Annotated in this window: 13 protein-coding genes and 1 pseudogene; 9 read left to right on the top strand and 5 right to left on the bottom strand. The window is 60.3% G+C overall.

Annotated features, from left to right (window positions below; all coding sequences use genetic code 11):
• Nucleotides 1–137 precede the first annotated feature (137 nt).
• The 4 genes and pseudogenes from BQ8794_RS14090 to BQ8794_RS14075 all read left to right on the top strand — a co-directional run.
• On the top strand, nucleotides 138–356 hold the full coding sequence (locus tag BQ8794_RS14090) for a hypothetical protein (protein ID WP_077378472.1): 219 nt from the start codon (nucleotides 138–140) through the stop codon (nucleotides 354–356).
• A 187-nt stretch (nucleotides 357–543) separates the two neighbouring features.
• A complete protein-coding gene (locus BQ8794_RS14085) occupies nucleotides 544–1,071 on the top strand; it encodes a YciE/YciF ferroxidase family protein (RefSeq protein WP_077378469.1) in 528 nt (175 codons plus the stop codon).
• A 345-nt stretch (nucleotides 1,072–1,416) separates the two neighbouring features.
• The gene (locus BQ8794_RS14080) at nucleotides 1,417–1,911 is read left to right on the top strand and encodes a hypothetical protein (protein ID WP_077378466.1); all 495 of its coding nucleotides are present in this window, start codon (nucleotides 1,417–1,419) and stop codon (nucleotides 1,909–1,911) included.
• 259 nt (nucleotides 1,912–2,170) lie between these two features.
• Nucleotides 2,171–2,704, top strand: a pseudogene (locus tag BQ8794_RS14075) (sigma-70 family RNA polymerase sigma factor); the annotation flags it as partial.
• Nucleotides 2,705–2,984: 280 nt separating this feature from the next.
• Here BQ8794_RS14075 and BQ8794_RS14065 read toward each other — a convergent pair.
• Entirely contained in the window at nucleotides 2,985–4,088 is a 1,104-nt protein-coding gene (locus BQ8794_RS14065) for an inositol-3-phosphate synthase (RefSeq protein ID WP_077378656.1), read from the bottom strand.
• Nucleotides 4,089–4,344: 256 nt separating this feature from the next.
• A complete protein-coding gene (locus BQ8794_RS14060) occupies nucleotides 4,345–5,304 on the bottom strand; it encodes a LysR family transcriptional regulator (protein ID WP_077378459.1) in 960 nt (319 codons plus the stop codon).
• A gap of 85 nt (nucleotides 5,305–5,389) precedes the next feature.
• Here BQ8794_RS14060 and BQ8794_RS14055 point away from each other — a divergent pair, with 85 nt between their 5' ends.
• The gene (locus BQ8794_RS14055) at nucleotides 5,390–5,791 is read left to right on the top strand and encodes a cupin domain-containing protein (RefSeq protein ID WP_077378456.1); all 402 of its coding nucleotides are present in this window, start codon (nucleotides 5,390–5,392) and stop codon (nucleotides 5,789–5,791) included.
• 129 nt (nucleotides 5,792–5,920) lie between these two features.
• Nucleotides 5,921–6,550, top strand: a complete 630-nt coding sequence (locus BQ8794_RS14050) for a DUF924 family protein (protein ID WP_143744561.1) — start codon at nucleotides 5,921–5,923, stop codon at nucleotides 6,548–6,550.
• Nucleotides 6,551–6,732: 182 nt separating this feature from the next.
• On the opposite strand, the gene BQ8794_RS14045 is transcribed toward BQ8794_RS14050, so the two are convergent.
• Both BQ8794_RS14045 and BQ8794_RS34670 read right to left on the bottom strand, forming a co-directional pair.
• Nucleotides 6,733–7,329 (bottom strand): response regulator, encoded by a 597-nt coding sequence (locus BQ8794_RS14045; RefSeq protein WP_077378450.1) that lies wholly within the window; start codon nucleotides 7,327–7,329, stop codon nucleotides 6,733–6,735.
• A 1-nt stretch (nucleotide 7,330) separates the two neighbouring features.
• Nucleotides 7,331–7,528, bottom strand: coding sequence for a hypothetical protein (locus tag BQ8794_RS34670; RefSeq protein WP_143744549.1), 198 nt, complete (start codon nucleotides 7,526–7,528; stop codon nucleotides 7,331–7,333).
• Between the two features lie 166 nt (nucleotides 7,529–7,694).
• Between BQ8794_RS34670 and BQ8794_RS14040 the strand changes: the two genes are divergently transcribed.
• The 3 genes from BQ8794_RS14040 to BQ8794_RS14020 all read left to right on the top strand — a co-directional run bounded on the left by BQ8794_RS14040 (nucleotide 7,695) and on the right by BQ8794_RS14020 (nucleotide 15,157).
• The gene (locus BQ8794_RS14040; RefSeq protein ID WP_167378735.1) at nucleotides 7,695–10,793 is read left to right on the top strand and encodes a CheR family methyltransferase; all 3,099 of its coding nucleotides are present in this window, start codon (nucleotides 7,695–7,697) and stop codon (nucleotides 10,791–10,793) included.
• Complete coding sequence (locus BQ8794_RS14035; protein WP_077378444.1) at nucleotides 10,790–11,149, top strand: response regulator; 360 nt, start codon at nucleotides 10,790–10,792, stop codon at nucleotides 11,147–11,149. Before BQ8794_RS14040 ends, BQ8794_RS14035 begins: the two co-directional genes overlap by 4 nt.
• Before the next feature lie 1,488 nt (nucleotides 11,150–12,637).
• Complete coding sequence (locus BQ8794_RS14020) at nucleotides 12,638–15,157, top strand: caspase family protein (protein ID WP_244554952.1); 2,520 nt, start codon at nucleotides 12,638–12,640, stop codon at nucleotides 15,155–15,157.
• A gap of 106 nt (nucleotides 15,158–15,263) precedes the next feature.
• Here BQ8794_RS14020 and BQ8794_RS35615 read toward each other — a convergent pair whose 3' ends face one another.
• Nucleotides 15,264–15,422: a hypothetical protein gene (locus BQ8794_RS35615; RefSeq protein ID WP_167378734.1), complete on the bottom strand. Its 159-nt coding sequence runs from the start codon at nucleotides 15,420–15,422 to the stop codon at nucleotides 15,264–15,266.
• Nucleotides 15,423–15,519 lie beyond the last annotated feature (97 nt).

The following is a 15,519-nucleotide window of genomic DNA, read 5'->3' as shown; positions in this document are numbered from 1 at the left end:
GTGGGGGAGATGTACGGCAGGACAGAGGGGGGCGCTGTCCCGCCACCATCAAAGGTTCTGCACCGGCGTGACGCTCTGATGTCACGGAATGGAGAGGTTGCAGGGGCCACATTTCCAGTGCATTCTTGCTGTCGTCGATGACCAAACAGTATCTTAACCACCAGTTGGAGTGCCCTTATTGCCTGACGATAAGGCTGAGGATTCCGGCCGACGCCCGCCCTGAGGACCGGATCGTTTGCGACGACTGTGGCGAATTCCTCGGGACCTGGGATGATCTGCTTACCGATTTTGAGAAGCAGGGCGGCCAGGATGGAGTGTTCCGTCTCGACAAGGGCCGTATCAAGCGGATCGATTGAGCCGATTGCTGGCGCAGCCATTTGCTCGCACCGCCGTCTCACCAGCGCAAGCCTTGCAGCACCTGTGCGGCCTGAAGCGAAAAATTTCCAGCGGGCTCGAATCATCAGGGAACTTGTTGCCGGCCGGCGGGGTTATCGGACGCCTCCCAGTTAGGGAGGCTAGCTCCAACCTCAGCGGGAGACGACCATGGCAACTGCGAAAAAAGCTGCGAAAGCGACAACCAAGGGTCTTGAGGACCTGTTCCTCGACGGGCTGAAAGATCTTTACTACGCCGAAAAGAAAATACTGAGGGCGCTGCCGAAAATGGCGAAAGCTGCCGAGTCGGAAAAAGTGACTGCTGCCTTCGAAAAGCATCGTATGGAAACGGAAGCTCACGTCGATCGCCTCGAGGAGGTGTTCGAGAAATTTGGCAAGGCAGCACGCGGCAAGACCTGTCCGGCCATCGACGGCATCATTGAAGAAGGCTCTGAGATCCTCGAAGACTATGACGGTGCTCCTGCGCTCGATGCCGGGCTGGTCGCAGCGGCGCAAGCCGTCGAGCATTACGAGATCGCCCGGTACGGCACTCTTGTTGCCTGGGCAGAACAGATGGGAAAGGCCGATGTCGCCGCCCTTCTCAAAGAGACGCTCAAGGAAGAGGTCGCGACCGACGAAGCTCTGACCGGGTTAGGCGAGGGTGGTGTCAACCAACGCGCCCTTCAAGCCGCCGCCTAATTCCTTGTGGTGACAGGCTTGCGGAGCCCAGGCAAAGATCGCCAGGCTCCGCTCGGAAGATGCAGGTAGCGCCTTGCCGTCCGAGATTCTTGAACCGGCGTGACCGACTGACCGTTGCCGGACTTAAAATGGCTTGAACCGGAATCCTCAAGCACACCAATGGGTTCAAAGACACTGCGCAGATGTTAGGTGAGAGAGCAGGACCATGGATCCCGCTATCATTGGCCTTGGCGTTCGCATGGCGGTGAGTGACGGAGCGACCCCGTTTAGCGAGCCCGGTCGAGGGTGATTGGAACATCTGCCGACCAACGCCGTTGATATGCTCGTCAGGCGAAAGGGCTGCATATGTCAAAACTTCAGGCGGTGACTCCAGAGCATCTGCAGCGGCTCAAGCTTGAGGCGTCTGCTTATTTTGGTCCGAAAGTGCTCCACGAAGCATTGTTGCGTCTCTGCCAGGCTTGCGGCAGCGGGAGCCTTGATCGTTTCGAGAAGACCATGGTCGACCAGATCGAGGCAATGCATGATGAGAGGGCCGATTTCGAGGCAATGAAGGAATTAGCCATCGAACAGCTTTACGCCTGCGTTCGCGCGGTCAGTAGTTCGCCTGACATGAAACAGCCGCTGGAGGAAGCAAGAGCCCGAAGGACGTCGGGTCGGTCGGAAGAGCCCAAAACCCTGGAAGACCAGTTGCAGGCCGGGCTTGAGGATTCTTTTCCGGCGAGCGACCCGCCTGCGGTGGTGTCCACAGCGATATCCGGCGGGGCGAAAAAGCTGGTTGGGACTGACGAAGTCCTGAAAAAGCAGCGAGAGGAGGCGGCTAAGAACAACGACCGATCATAGACGGCCGCCCGCTGGACTTGCCGCGGAGCCGGCCATCGGGCGAACAGATCGCGAATTCTCTGGCATATTCCAAGCGGCGGGACTTGCCGCAACAGGAGTTCAGCCGCGCAGGCAGGGCGTGTGCGTCGCCCAATCCGAGATTTTCCAGCACCTTATTTCTGTGTCCGGAACGATCCAAACCTTCATGCATTTAGCTAGGTCTGCGTTCATCAACTCGTTCTTGCTGGGAGCTGGACCATTGTCCTCCAGGGGCTACCCCTTGGCCGACCAGGAAACGGATGACGTTTCCCTCGTTGACCTGATACCTGCCTTGCGAGCCTTCGCCCGCACCTTCTGCCGGGTTCCCGACGATGCCGACGACCTGGTCCAGGAGACATTGACCAAAGGGCTCGCCAACATCGACAAGTTCGAGCCCGGAACGCGTATGAAATCATGGCTCTTCACCATCATGCGCAATGCTTATTATACGCGCATCAAGGCCGCCGACAGGGAAAAGCCAGGCCTGCTTGACTGCGCCTCCGCAATCCCGATCACGGAAGCGACGCAGGAGTGGTCGGTTCAGAGCAAGGAAGTCTCTAACGCGGTCCAGAGGTTGCCGGAGCATCAGCGCGAGGTCCTGATGCTGATCGGGGTCCTTGGCGTCAGCTATGAAGAGACTGCCGAAATGTGCGGTTGCGCGGTGGGAACGGTAAAAAGCCGCCTTAACCGAGCGCGTGCCAGCGTGCTGGAATACCTCGGCGAAAGTTCGTTGCAGACATTGGTGGAAGGACGCAATCATCTGTCAGAAGCCCGGCACTTGTCAGAAGCCAAGGAAACTTCGCGACAGGCGTCGATAGCTAGTCCTGTTTCTTTGCTTTGCGTCGACGCTTCTCGACAAGCGCATTCTGCAGTTGATCCGCAAGGTCGGTCAGCCGGTCGGGGACCTTTTCCTGCTCGATAGCAGTCAGCAGAGATGCAATCTTCCGGTCTATTGCCAGCCGGAGTTGCGGGCTGATGCTATCGTCGATCGAGCGAGACATAGTGTTCGCCGACATTGTCGTGCGCCGCATGGCGGATCAAGAGGAACGTCGTCGTCATTCCGCGGCATCAAGCATCGGCTCGTCCCTCCCGGCGATGAAAGACAGCGTGCGCAGGCGTGCCTCGGCATCGGTGAACTGCTCGGGCGGCGACTTCATGAAATAGCTGCAAGGGCCGGTCAGCGCCCCTGCGATGCCGCGGTCAAGCGCCAGTTTGGCGCAGCGGACAGCGTCGATAACGACCCCGGCCGAGTTGGGCGAATCCCATACTTCCAGTTTCAGCTCTGCATTCAGCGGCACGCCGCCGAACGTCGTGCCTTCGACGCGGATGTAGGCCCATTTTCGATCGGTAAGCCAAGGCACATGGTCGCTGGGGCCGACATGGATGTTGCCGGCCTCCAGGGGGACGTCGAACTGGCTGGCTACGGATTGTGTCTTGGAGATTTTCTTCGATTCTAGCCGCTCGCGTTCCAGCATGTTGAGGAAATCGGTGTTGCCGCCGAAATTCAGCTGGTAGGTGCGGTCGATGCGGACGCCGCGCTCGCGGAACAGATTGGCGAGCAACCGGTGGACGATCGTCGCGCCGACCTGGCTTTTGATATCGTCGCCGACCAGCGGCAGACCGCGCTGCTCAAAGCGCCGGCGCCATTCCGGCCGCGATGCGATAAAGACCGGTATGCAGTTGACGAAGGCGCAACCGGCCTCGAGCGCGCACTCGGCATAAAAACGCGTAGCTTCTTCGGAGCCGACCGGCAGATATGAGACCAGTACGTCTGCGCGGCTTTCCCGAAGCAGCGCGCTGACATTCGCGACCGGCTCATCTGCCTCCTCGATCTCATCGCGCAGATATTTGCCGATGCCGTCAAGTGTCGGTCCGCGCTCGACGCGAACGCCGGTTGCCGCAACGTCGGCAAAGCGGAAGGTATTGTTGGGCGCATTGTATATCGCATCCGCCACATCGCGCCCAACTTTGCCCTTGGCGACGTCGAAAGCACAAACCACCTCGATGTCACCGACATGATAGCCGCCGAGATCAGCATGCATCAGGCCCGGTATCGGCTCATTGCCGCTGGCGTCCCGATAATAGGTGAGGCCCTGGACAAGGGAAGACGCGCAATTGCCGACGCCGGCTATTCCAATCCGTACCTTTTTCGATCCCACGAAACTGCCGCCATCGCTGTTGAAGGTAAGTTCCTCGCGCCGAACTGTCAGCTGCCAGGAATGTTCCTTGCGACCTGGAAAAATCACGAACTTCTATTCGGATCAAAGCTGCGCCCGGTGTTTAGGGACGCGAGGCTGGGTTTGGCGCTATAGCCACTCGCTGGCCTCGGCGACCTTGCCGCAAGCGAAAGAACGACCCTAAAAGAGACGGTGGTTATTGACGAGGCCATTTCGGTGCGCCGGTAGGAGGCGTCCTTTATCCAAAGACATCTGCAGGCTTTACGGCTTTTCCCAGCAGGTTAAAGAGCCAGGCCACACCGTTATCCATGAGGGCGGCCTTCGAGGTAATCGCGCGAATGCGGGAATGAATCAGCGGCAACGGCGCCTCGGCGCCGACGACACCAAAGCGCGGCGCGTACATGGCCACGAACGTCTTCGGCAACGCGGCGATGAGATCGGTTTCCGCGATGATCGCGAGCGCGAACATGAAGTTGGGGACAGTGAGCGCTACGCGGCGTGAGTATCCGTGCTCGCCAAGAATGTCGTCGACGAAGCCATAAGCATCGCCGGTGAGCGAAACGACCAGATGCTGCATCCGGCAGAATGCATCAAGCGTCGGGTCTTTGCCAAACGGGTGTCCGGCGCGCATCGCGATCACGAAATCCTCTTCGTAAAGGGTCCGGGCAGTGAACCGCGCTGGCACCTCGTCAGCGGGAACCACAGCAATATCCACTGCGCGCGCCTCTATGTCGGCGAGGACGGGCTCCCAGACGCCGTCAGTCGTCCTGACGGCGCGAGGAGGGAGAATTTGCCGCACGCTGATATTGATGCTCGGACCGAGCCGGCGCAGTTCGGCCAGCAGCGGGGACAGGAACACGGCCGAGACCCCGTCGGGTGCGCCTATCGTGAAACGGCGCGTGGACGTAGCCGGGTCGAACGGCTCGGCAGTGGCGATCACGCTCCGCGCTCGCGCAAGAATGTCGGCGACCGGTTCCGCCAAGTCCAGCGCCCGGTCGGTCGGCACCACGCCCTTGGGCGTTCGCAGGAACAGCGGGTCGTTGAGCAGCCGCCGCAAGCGCCCGAGACCGTGACTGATCGCCGACGGCGAGAGGTTGAGTCTTCCCGCCGCCTGGCCGACGTGCCGCTCTTCCAGCACGATCTCAAACAACACCAGGAGATTTAGGTCGACACGGGTTAGATCAGTTTGGTTCAGCATATCACTGAAATAATGTCGCTGGATTCATGTGGCGGCAAGTGGGAATTTCTCCGCAGTGAACAACAAATCACTTCGGAGAGGCCCCATGTCACGAGTACCCGCCGAGGGTCCGCACCCGATCATCGCCGAGCCCGGCGCGCCTCCGATCTCCGCTGCCGGAACATCGCTCGTGATCCGGGAGTGGACGATGTCCGGCCCCTCCCGGATGCATATTCACCAGTCGGATGACGAGGCATGGCATGTGCTGGAGGGGCGGCTCCGCTTCAAATTCCCGGATCGGGAGATCGACGCCACTCCGGGAACGACGGTCTTCGTGCCCGCCGGCCTGGCGCACACATACTGTGCGATCGAGCCGAGCCGATACCTCATTATCCTGACGCCGAAGATCGATCGGCTCATCACGAGGTTGCTGGACCGGTCGGAGGTTCACGACTTGCGCTCGACACTCGCCGAGTTCGACACGGTACTTGCTGAACAAGCCGAGTAGCACCGCAGCGAGATCCTCACACGACGATTGGAGCTTAGGATGCCGTGGACGTTTGAATGGGCGGCCAATCTGGGCGGATTGCGCTCTATGGAAGCGTTTTTGCAGTTGGCATCGCCTACTGTCCGGGAAATGCCACATATCCGCACATCGGCCACAGAGGGGTGCGAGGACGCAGCGGCAGCCGCTGATTTTAACGAACGCCTTAAGCGTGCGCTTGCGTCGCCTTTGGAAGCTGAAGCCGTCGTCAATTTCTGGCGGGACGCCGGTCCCGATCTCTGGTTCGCCAAAAATCCGGATTTCGACAGGCGCTTTCGTGATTGCTTCCTGTCTTGGCATGAGGCCGCGGTGCGTGGCGAACTTGCGGGCTGGCTCACCACGTCACCCGGCGCCCTGGCGCTGGTGCTTCTGCTCGATCAGTTTCCGCGTAACGCTTTTCGCGGCACTCCACGCATGTATCAGACCGACGCATTGGCACGCGAAATCGCGGCTGCCGGCATCGCTGCCGGCCACGACCGCAGGGTCGAGGAAAAGCTACGACTCTTCTTCTATCTTCCGTTTGGACATTCGGAAGATTTGGCTGATCAGGAACGATCGGTAGCGCTCACCAGCCATCTCGGGCAGCCCAACCTTTCCCATGCCGAGCGGCACCGCGACATCGTGCGGCGCTTCGGGCGCTTCCCCCATCGCAATCCGATTCTCGGCCGTGCGATGACTGAAGAGGAGCAAAGCTTTCTCGACGAAGGCGGGTTTGCGGGATGAGCGCGCAGTCCGCAAGAACGGCTGAGGAAGCTGCTATGTCAGCGGTGTCGGGCAGCTGTTGAGGCACGCCTCGCGTTCTGACAGAAAACTTCACTCTAGATCGCTGTTTTTACATGCTTTTCTGTCTGTTGGAAATACTAGACGGTCTAAGCACACGCGGCGGTTGCCGAATGGTCACGGCCTCAGTGCAACAGTCTCGTTCCGCCCGATCCGGCAATGTTTCGCATGATGCCGTTCAGCCAGTCTTCGGTCGACACGCCGGCTCGCCTCGTGTCGATCTCGTCGATGGCGCGCTCCAGCGTTCGCTCGACCAGCCGATCGGAAGCACCGACGTCGCCCAGAAGCAGACGCGCCGCGAGCCTGAGCTTCGGCAGAATTGAAAAGACATTGTCCGACAAGTTCACGGGAGGGCGACCCGCCAAGGCCGACCTTTCCGGAGGAAACAAGGCGTCGAAGATGGCGTAGCTGTCCGACGACTTTCGAAGATTGCTGGCATGGCGGAGACGTTCGGGAATGACGATGTCCTCGTCACCGCTGAAAAAGACGAAGGGAACGCCGCGGCGCATCAGTTCGTCTGCGATCGGAAACACCCGCCGGCCGTTGAGATTGATGTCGAGGATCGCGGCCTCAGCCACCTCGGTGTGCATAGAGGCGTGTTCGATCGTCGCCGCAGGGCCGAGGACGACCGCGCCCATATTGCCGAAATATCTTGCAAGATCGCCGGCCAATACCCAATCGTCTTCGACGATCAGTATGCGCACTCCTCGGAGATCGCGCACCTCATCGTCCTTTCTTCGAGCGGGATTTCCAATTGTCCGCACGGGCTTGTTCGGAATGTTGCTGCAAGGCTGCCTGCAATCGTTTCGCCAAAACCAGCATGCGGGGCGGAATGGATGCGTTTCCCGGCAAACTCAGCAAATCCTCGAAGCGCAACAACGCTCGTTTTGTCGGCTTCAGGTCAGGTGTGCGTTTTGACATTGGAGTTCCACAATGGTCCCGACTTTAACGCCGTCTGCACGGACTTGTTCCGGCCCTCTTGCACGTTGTATGCTGGCGTTGCGTTCAGCCCAGTCGTGGGCTTTGGGTCGTTTTGGCGGCCTTGTCGTCTAGGCTGTTCAACCGAGGGCTTGCGGTGACATCCCGGATGAAGAGATTTCCCATTGTGGGCGTCGGCGCGTCAGCCGGCGGCATTCCCGCGATGGAGGGTCTGTTCAAAGGCATCACCGGCCAGCCCGGCATGGCGTTCGTCATCGTCACCCATCTCAGTCCCGGGCGCGAAAGCCTGCTTCACGAGGTCGTCGGACGTTACACGCAAATGCCGGTTGTCGTCGTCGAGGACGGCACCACTGTCCTGTCCGACCACGTCTATGTGATGCCGCAAGACGTCGTTCTCACGATTGAGAAGGGAGTGCTGCACCTGCGGCAATCCAACGTGCTCAGCCGCGAGCGTAAGCCGATCGATATCTTCTTTTGCGCGTTGGCCGAGGATCAGGGCGAATATGCGGTTGCGGTCATTTTGTCGGGCGGCGATTCCGACGGCACGCTTGGCGCGAAGGCGATCAAGGAGCGTGGCGGACTGACGGTCGCCCAGGCTCCCAACGGCTACGGTCCGCGCAATCCGGACATGCCGAGAAGTGCGATCTCCAGCGGGCTGATCGATATTGCGGCGCCGGCGGAGGACATCGGTGCCAAGCTCGAGGGGTTCGCCCGCAGCTTCGATATGCTGAACGGCGTTGCCGGAGACGGCGAGCACGAGACGGCAGAACTGGGTCGGCTCCGCGACGAGATCTACGGCATTCTGCAGGGCCAATCCGGCCACGATTTCTCCGGCTACAAGACCAAGACATTCCTGCGGCGGATAAAGCGGCGCATGCAGATCGCGCAGCTTAATTCGGTCGCAGCCTATGTCGAGTGGCTGAAGAAAGACCCTCGCGAGGGGATGGACCTGTTCCGCGATCTGCTGATCAACGTCACCGATTTCTTCCGTGATCCCGATGCGTTCAAGCTGCTCGAGGACAAGATCATACCGCAGCTGTTCGAGGGCAAGACCGCCAGCGACGCCGTCAGGATCTGGGTGCCTGGCTGCGCCACCGGCGAGGAGGTGTTCTCCATCGGCATGCTGTTGCGCGAACACATGGAGACGCTTTCGGTTGTGCCACGCGTCCAGATATTTGCGACTGACATCGATGAGCCCGCACTTGCTGTGGCGCGCGCTGCGCGTTACCCGGCGGCATTGCTGCAGGGGGTTTCGCCCGAACGCAAGCAGCGTTTTTTCAGCAGTGACGGCGAGAGTTACGTGCTTGCCAACGAGGTCCGGGAGCTGTGCGTCTTTTCCCCTCACAGCGTCGTCCGCGACCCGCCCTTTTCACGCATGGACATGGTTTCATGCCGCAACCTGCTGATCTATTTCGGCTCGAACATCCAGAACCGGGTCATTCCGATCTTCCATTACGCGCTGAAGCCGGGCGGTTATCTTCTCCTCGGCACGTCCGAAAGCGTCGGCCAGCACGACACCCTCTTCGCCACCGTCGACAAGAAGCAGCGCATTTTTCAAGCGCGCGAACATGCCTCGCCACACATAAGACTGCCGATGCTGATCGGCGATGGCCATTCGGCCGCGTTTCCGTCCGAGAGCGTGATGTCGAAGAAGGCAACCGCCAGCTACCCGCTTCGGCAGGCGGTCGAGGCACAAGTGCTGGAGCGTTTCGCGCCGCCGCATGTTGTGGTGAATGGCGATGGTGACGTCGTCTACTATTCGGCCCGGACCGGCAGATATCTCGAAGCGCCGCAAGGCATTCCGAGCCGGCAGGTGCTGACTTTGGCCCGCGCCGGGCTAAGGCTCGACCTGCGCGCGGCTTTGCGGGAAGCCACCACGACGCGCCGCACCATCGTGCGGGAAAATGTCGTCGTCGACGAGGACGACGCACAGGCCCAGTCGATCAAGCTCATTGTCGAGCCCTTGGCTGAACGCGGCAAGGGCGAACAACTTTACCTTGTCCTGTTCGAACCATCGGGGCCGGTGCAGCCGCGGTCGGATGTGGGCAGCGAAAATCGCGATGGCGAAGGCGCTGCTGATCTCGAGCGGGAGCTGCGCGAAACCCGGGAGCGATTGCAGTCGACGATCGAGGAGTACGAAACGGCGCTGGAAGAGCTGAAATCGTCGAACGAGGAACTCGTCTCCGTCAACGAGGAGGCGCAGTCGACCAATGAGGAGCTTGAGGCCTCGAAGGAGGAGATGCAGTCGCTCAACGAGGAACTCAACACGATCAATTCGGAACTGACCAGCAAGATAGAAGAGCTCGACCGCGCCAACAGCGATTTACGGAATCTGTTCGAAAGCACCCAGATTGCAACTATTTTCCTCGACCGCAATCTGGTGGTGCGGACCTTTACTCCGGCGGCCTCGCCTTTCTTCAGCCTGCGTCCCTCCGACGTCGGCCGGCCGCTGACCGAGCTTTCGAGCCAGCTCGACTATCCCGAGCTGAAACAGCATATCGATGCCGTTTTCGAAACCGGAGAGATCCTGAGCCATCATCTGGCGCGCGACGACCAGGGCCGGTTTTATATGGTTCGCATCAATCCGTATCGCGACAAGGACAACAGGATCCAGGGCGTCGTAGTCACGCTGGTCGATGTCACCACGTTGGCCGAGGCGGAACAGCAAAACCGGGTGCTCATTTCGGAGCTGAACCACCGCGTCAAGAACATGCTGGCGGTGGTCGCCAGCATCGCCAACCGCACCCGTGAAAGTTCGGAATCGAAGGAAGAGTTCGCCGAAGCGCTGATTGGTCGCCTACACGCCATGTCGCGGGCTTACGGTCTGCTGTCGAAGGAACGCTGGAAAGAAGCTTCCATCAACGAACTGCTGAACCAGGAGCTCGAAGCTTTCAGCATTGACCGGTTCGAACTTGACGGCGCCGAAGTGAAGCTTAGCCCGCAACAGGGCCTTTCCCTTAGCATGGCCATTCATGAACTGGCGACCAACGCCGCCAAATATGGCGCGCTGTCGAAGCCCGAGGGCAGGGTCGTTCTGAAATGGTCTGGCGAGGGCGATGTTTTCACGCTCGCCTGGTGCGAGAGACACGGGCCGCCGGTCAGAAAGCCGAAGGTTAGCGGCTTCGGACTTTCCCTGCTGCAGGGTGAGATCGGCTACCGGCTTGGCGGAAACGTCGAGACCACCTTCAACCGTGACGGTCTTGAGGTCCAGATCACATTACCGATGATGCGCAAGGAGGCGCCGTGACCAACCGGCTGCGCGTTCTGGTGGTCGAGGATGAATGGCTCATCGCCGAGGACATCGCTGCTTGTCTGCGCACTTCGGGACATCAGGTGATCGGCCCGGCCCCTTCGGTGGCGGCGGCCCTTGGCCTTATCGGCGAAAATCATGTCGACGTGGCGCTGCTGGATGTTCAACTGCATGGCGAAACGAGCCTGGCGATCGCAGAAGAATTAAAAACCCGCCACATTCCGTTCGCCTGTCTGACCGGATTTGGGCCGCGCGATGTTTCATCGGCGTTCGCCAACTCTAGATTTGTTCGCAAGCCGGCAGATCAGGCGGCCATTCTGAGTGCCTTGGCTGAATTGGTCCCGACGTCCTAGCGACGCGGCGCAGACCCTGGGTCCATTCCGTTACCTCGGAGCGCTGCTGCGATGCAGAACCTTTGATCGCCGAGGGACAGCGCCCTGGACAGCGCCCCCCTCTGTCCGGCAGGACAGAGGGGGGCGCGAAGGATCGCTACAGAGAGCGCTCTTATTCTGGTCCCTGCATTCCTCGGCTGAGGTAACGGCATAAATCCCAGGGTCTGCGCCGCGTCGCTTGGGATGACGAAGTGGAGGGGTGTTTCGGCCAATCTCCAAGGTTTGCGAGCTGCCACTGACGCGAATTATCGACGTTCGCTGCCGATCGCCGATCTGTCAAAATCACTGTGTCGCTGATCCCAACGCAGCGGCCTCTTCCTCCGTCGTTGAAATCCCTCCTGCTGATGTAAGCGATTTCTGGCATTTGCGAATGGGAAGCACGGCGTGCTCAGTCTCGGAAGACGACAGCCGGCCAATCCAATTCCTTCTTGCCAACGCATCTTGATTGGCCCTTGCTGCGAGCCACTCCGCCCGCTCCCGCGGCAGGCCGATAAGGCAATTACCAGCGAAGGACGCCGGCACATCCACGGTCGTATCGAACACGGCCCATGTGTTGGTCGGCTCCTGAACGGGCAAAAACCTCATAATAGCACCTGCTAATATATAGCACGAACTTACGGGCGGAGCACTGTTCAGGCATCAACCAAACGAAGGAGAGTTTTTCGTTTTGCCACGCTGCGGCGCGCTGAGCCTCGCGAATTGATCCACAGCTTCTGCATCGCGGCTGCGACGTGGCCGAAATAGGTGGCAGATCTCGACGAGCGAACGCATCCAGGAGCCCGTCAAGCGGCGGCGCTTTTGCGTGTCGGCTATCCGCCTTCAGTGCCCCATCTCGCGGGGCCTCGGCGTCCCTTGGGGAAGTGTCAACTGGCCTTGGGAGCGCTGCTCGGAACCAGGAATCCACTTTTTAGCAGCTCCAGGGCGTCGAGTGCCTCCTCATCCAGCAAATTTGTCAGTGCCACCCCGTCTGCGAAGACAACCCTATTGTCGTCTATGTCGTAGACCTCCCAAAGCCCTTCCTTGATCCGTCGAATGGCGTGCCGATGCTCCATAAGCAGACGCTAATTGAGTCGGGGAAATGATGGGTAGTAAAAATCAGGGGCAGGCCGACATTAGTAGTGGAAAACCTCAGGCGCCCTGACGCGTGATGCGTGCGCAAGTCAAGGGTATGCCGGCCGCGCCTGGTCCGAGGGGGGCCAAATCGACCACGGGCAAATAGTTGAGAAACCGTTTGACGATCATTGCGGACACTCGGGCTCTGATGTAATTTAGGGACCGATCAAGTGAGGAATATACCGCTGTCGCGACGGCTTTTCTCTCTTTTCTGTCTCGGCAGATAGCATGCTCTCTAACGGACCTTGGCACTGCAAGCTGTGTTCTTGTGGTCGCCAGGTAATGACGGTTAAGGGATTTGCCATGCTCCGACGTTGCGGATTCGTTGCGGCCTTGATGCTCGCAAGCGTCGCGACTTTCGATGCTTCTGCAGTCGAACGAAGGGTCGCCTTTGTAATCGGCAACTCCGATTACCAGGAAATCTCGGCCCTCAAGAACCCGGCCAAGGATGTGGTGGACGTGTCCAACACGTTTCGAGCGGCTGGTTTTGATGTTTTCGTCGCGAGCAATCTTACAAAGCTGCAATTTGAAGATCAGTTTCGCAACTATCTTGCCGCCGTGGACGGCGCGGATGTGGCTGTCGTCTACTATTCCGGCCACGGCTTTCAGATCGGCGGCGAAAATTTCCTGATCCCCGTCGATGCCTCGTTGAAAGATGCGGCGGACGTCGAGGTTCAGGCAATCAAGCTGAACGATGTGCTGCAGCAGATGCGTTCGAAATCGAAGATCCAGGTGATCATCCTCGATGCCTGCCGCAACAATCCATTCCCTCGCAAGGACTATTGGCTCAGGGACCAGCTTCTTACCGCCAGCGGCACCGGACTTGCGCAAGTAAGAAGCTCACTGAACACACTGATTGCTTTCGCCACCGAACCCGGCGCGGTCGCCTATGACGGCGCCGGCGACCTCAGTCCTTTTTCATCGGCGTTTTCTCGTCGCGCGCTCGCCCCGAACCAGGAGATCCGCACGGTCATGTCGGCCGTTCGCCGGGATGTGGTTGAGGCTACCAAGGGCCTGCAGGTTCCCTGGGAGAACTCTTCGCTGATCGACGAAGTCGTTCTGATGCGTCGCATCAGCCGCCCATCGCTGCCGCCGGTATTGGAGAAGGTCGTGCTGTCCGGGGCAGGCCCCATCGATCTGGACCTTCCGGAACCGGTCCAGGTCGACGGCGGGACAATAACCGTCAGCATCGAAAGACCGCCCGCCTTGGGACGCCTGATGCTGGAGGGCAAGGTCGTCGAGGCGGGAGAACTGATCCAGGGCAAGGATCTGCCGCGTTTGCAGTTGGATATCCCCAAGGGAACTGGCGAGCCGGAACAGATGGATATGCTGGTCTACGCCGCACGCGACAGTTGGGGCGGCGAAGCCAAGGGCATGCTGGTGTTCCGGGTCAAGAGCGGCGAAGGAGTCGAGGGCGAACAGGTGATGGCCGCGCTCGAGGCCGAGCAAAAGCAGCAGGTGCTGCAGCGCGGCATTAATGTCACCGGTGCGGCCGAGGCGATCGAGAACCGGGAGGTCGACGTTCCGGTCGGCGTCGGCGCCGTTGCTCTGAACCTGGATGTCCCGACAGACGACGCGGCGGTCAGCCTGAAAGTCACAAACTATCCGGCAACGGGAACACTCTCGCTGCCGGATCGGACCCTGTCGCCCGAATCGAGCTTGACGGTCGGCGAAGTCGAGGGGCTGCGCTATGAACCCCAGATCGGGGCCAGTGCGCCGGTCGAGATCGCCTTCGAAATTCGGGCGGACAGCGGAGCAGCCAAACCCGCCAAAATGAAACTTTCGCCGAACGTCGATCCGTGCGACCTGGCTGCCGGCGAACCTCTCGACCTTCAAGGCGTCGTCCCCGGCCTGCTGCCAAATGAAATCGGCGCCGACGCGGTGAAGCTGTGCGAAGCTGCAGTGAAGGCGTATCCCGATGTCGCCCGCTTCCGTTATGAACTGGGACGCGCGCTACTTGCAGCCGGCAAGGTCGACCAGGCCAGGAAAGCCATACAGCAGGCCGCCGACAGGGGGCATGTGCGCGCGGTGTTCGAGCTCGGCTACCTCTACGCGACGGGAACCGGCCTGGCTGTCGACCGCAAGCAGGCCAACACCTTCTACGCGGCTGCAGCCGACAAGGGCGATCCCTACGGGATGACGTCGTGGGGCCGTGCCTTGTTCAATGGCTACGGCGTCGAGAGCGACACCGGCAAAGGATTGGATCTGCTGCTCAAGGCGGCATCAATGGGGCACACCTATGCCATGAACGATCTCGCGGCGATCTTCACCGAAGGCCGCAACGGCGTACCCGCCGATCAGGCCCGCGCCGTTGCGTTCCTGGAGGCCGGCGTCCAGCGTCAGGACATGTATTCGATGAACCTGCTCGGTCGCAATTACCTCAGCGGCCGGGGCGTCGAGAAGGATCCGAAGGCTGCGCTGGCGCTTTTCCAGAAGGCCATTGACCTCGGCCAGCCCTATGCGCCGGGCAGTCTTGCGCGCATGTACCGTGATGGCGTTGGCGTCGAGCAGAACCTTGATGAAGCCCAACGTCTGTTTGAACTGGCGACCTCGCGCGGTGACCAGTCCGGCGCCTACGATCGCGCGGCTCTCGAGATGCAAAAGGGCGACAAGGCCGACCAGGCCGTCGCCGTGCGTTTCCTGGCATTCACAGTTGCGCTCGATCTTCGCAACGAGCTGCCTGACGCCCGGGCGACGTTGGCGAAATTCGGGACCAAGGCGAAAGCGGCGGCGTTGAAGCAACTGCGTGGGGAACTCAAGTCGAAGATTCCGTTGAGCGGTTCTGTCGACAAGCAACTGGTCACCGTGGCCAGGGCGGTCTGGGAACAAGCCAATCCGCGTCGGGATTTGTTCTGATCAACAAGGAGGCAATGGTGGGCAGAAATTTGAAGCAGGCAACAATCGGGATAACTCTGTCCATCGCCATGGCGGGGGTCATGGGCTGCACATCCTGGCCACCCCTTCAACCGACGCCGCTGGTGGCGACGCCCACGCCGGCGCCGAAGGTCGTTCGCCGAGCCGCGGCGCCGAAGGTCGTCAACCCGGCTGCCAAACCGGTGGCCGCCAGGAAAGCGGTTAAACCGGTGGCGGACGAGCCGGCTGCCGCACCTCCCGTAATCATTCCTTCTTCGGGAGGAGGCGGGGGTGGCGGGAGTGGCGGGAGCGGCGGCGGCGGAGGAGGCGGCTGGGGAGGATAAACGTTGAATGGCGGCTGCAGG

The organism is Mesorhizobium prunaredense (assembly GCF_900156895.1).
GTDB classification, from domain to species: domain Bacteria; phylum Pseudomonadota; class Alphaproteobacteria; order Rhizobiales; family Rhizobiaceae; genus Mesorhizobium; species Mesorhizobium prunaredense.
The sequence above is the reverse complement of the archived record's forward strand: the minus strand, read 5'-3'. Positions and strand labels throughout refer to the sequence as shown.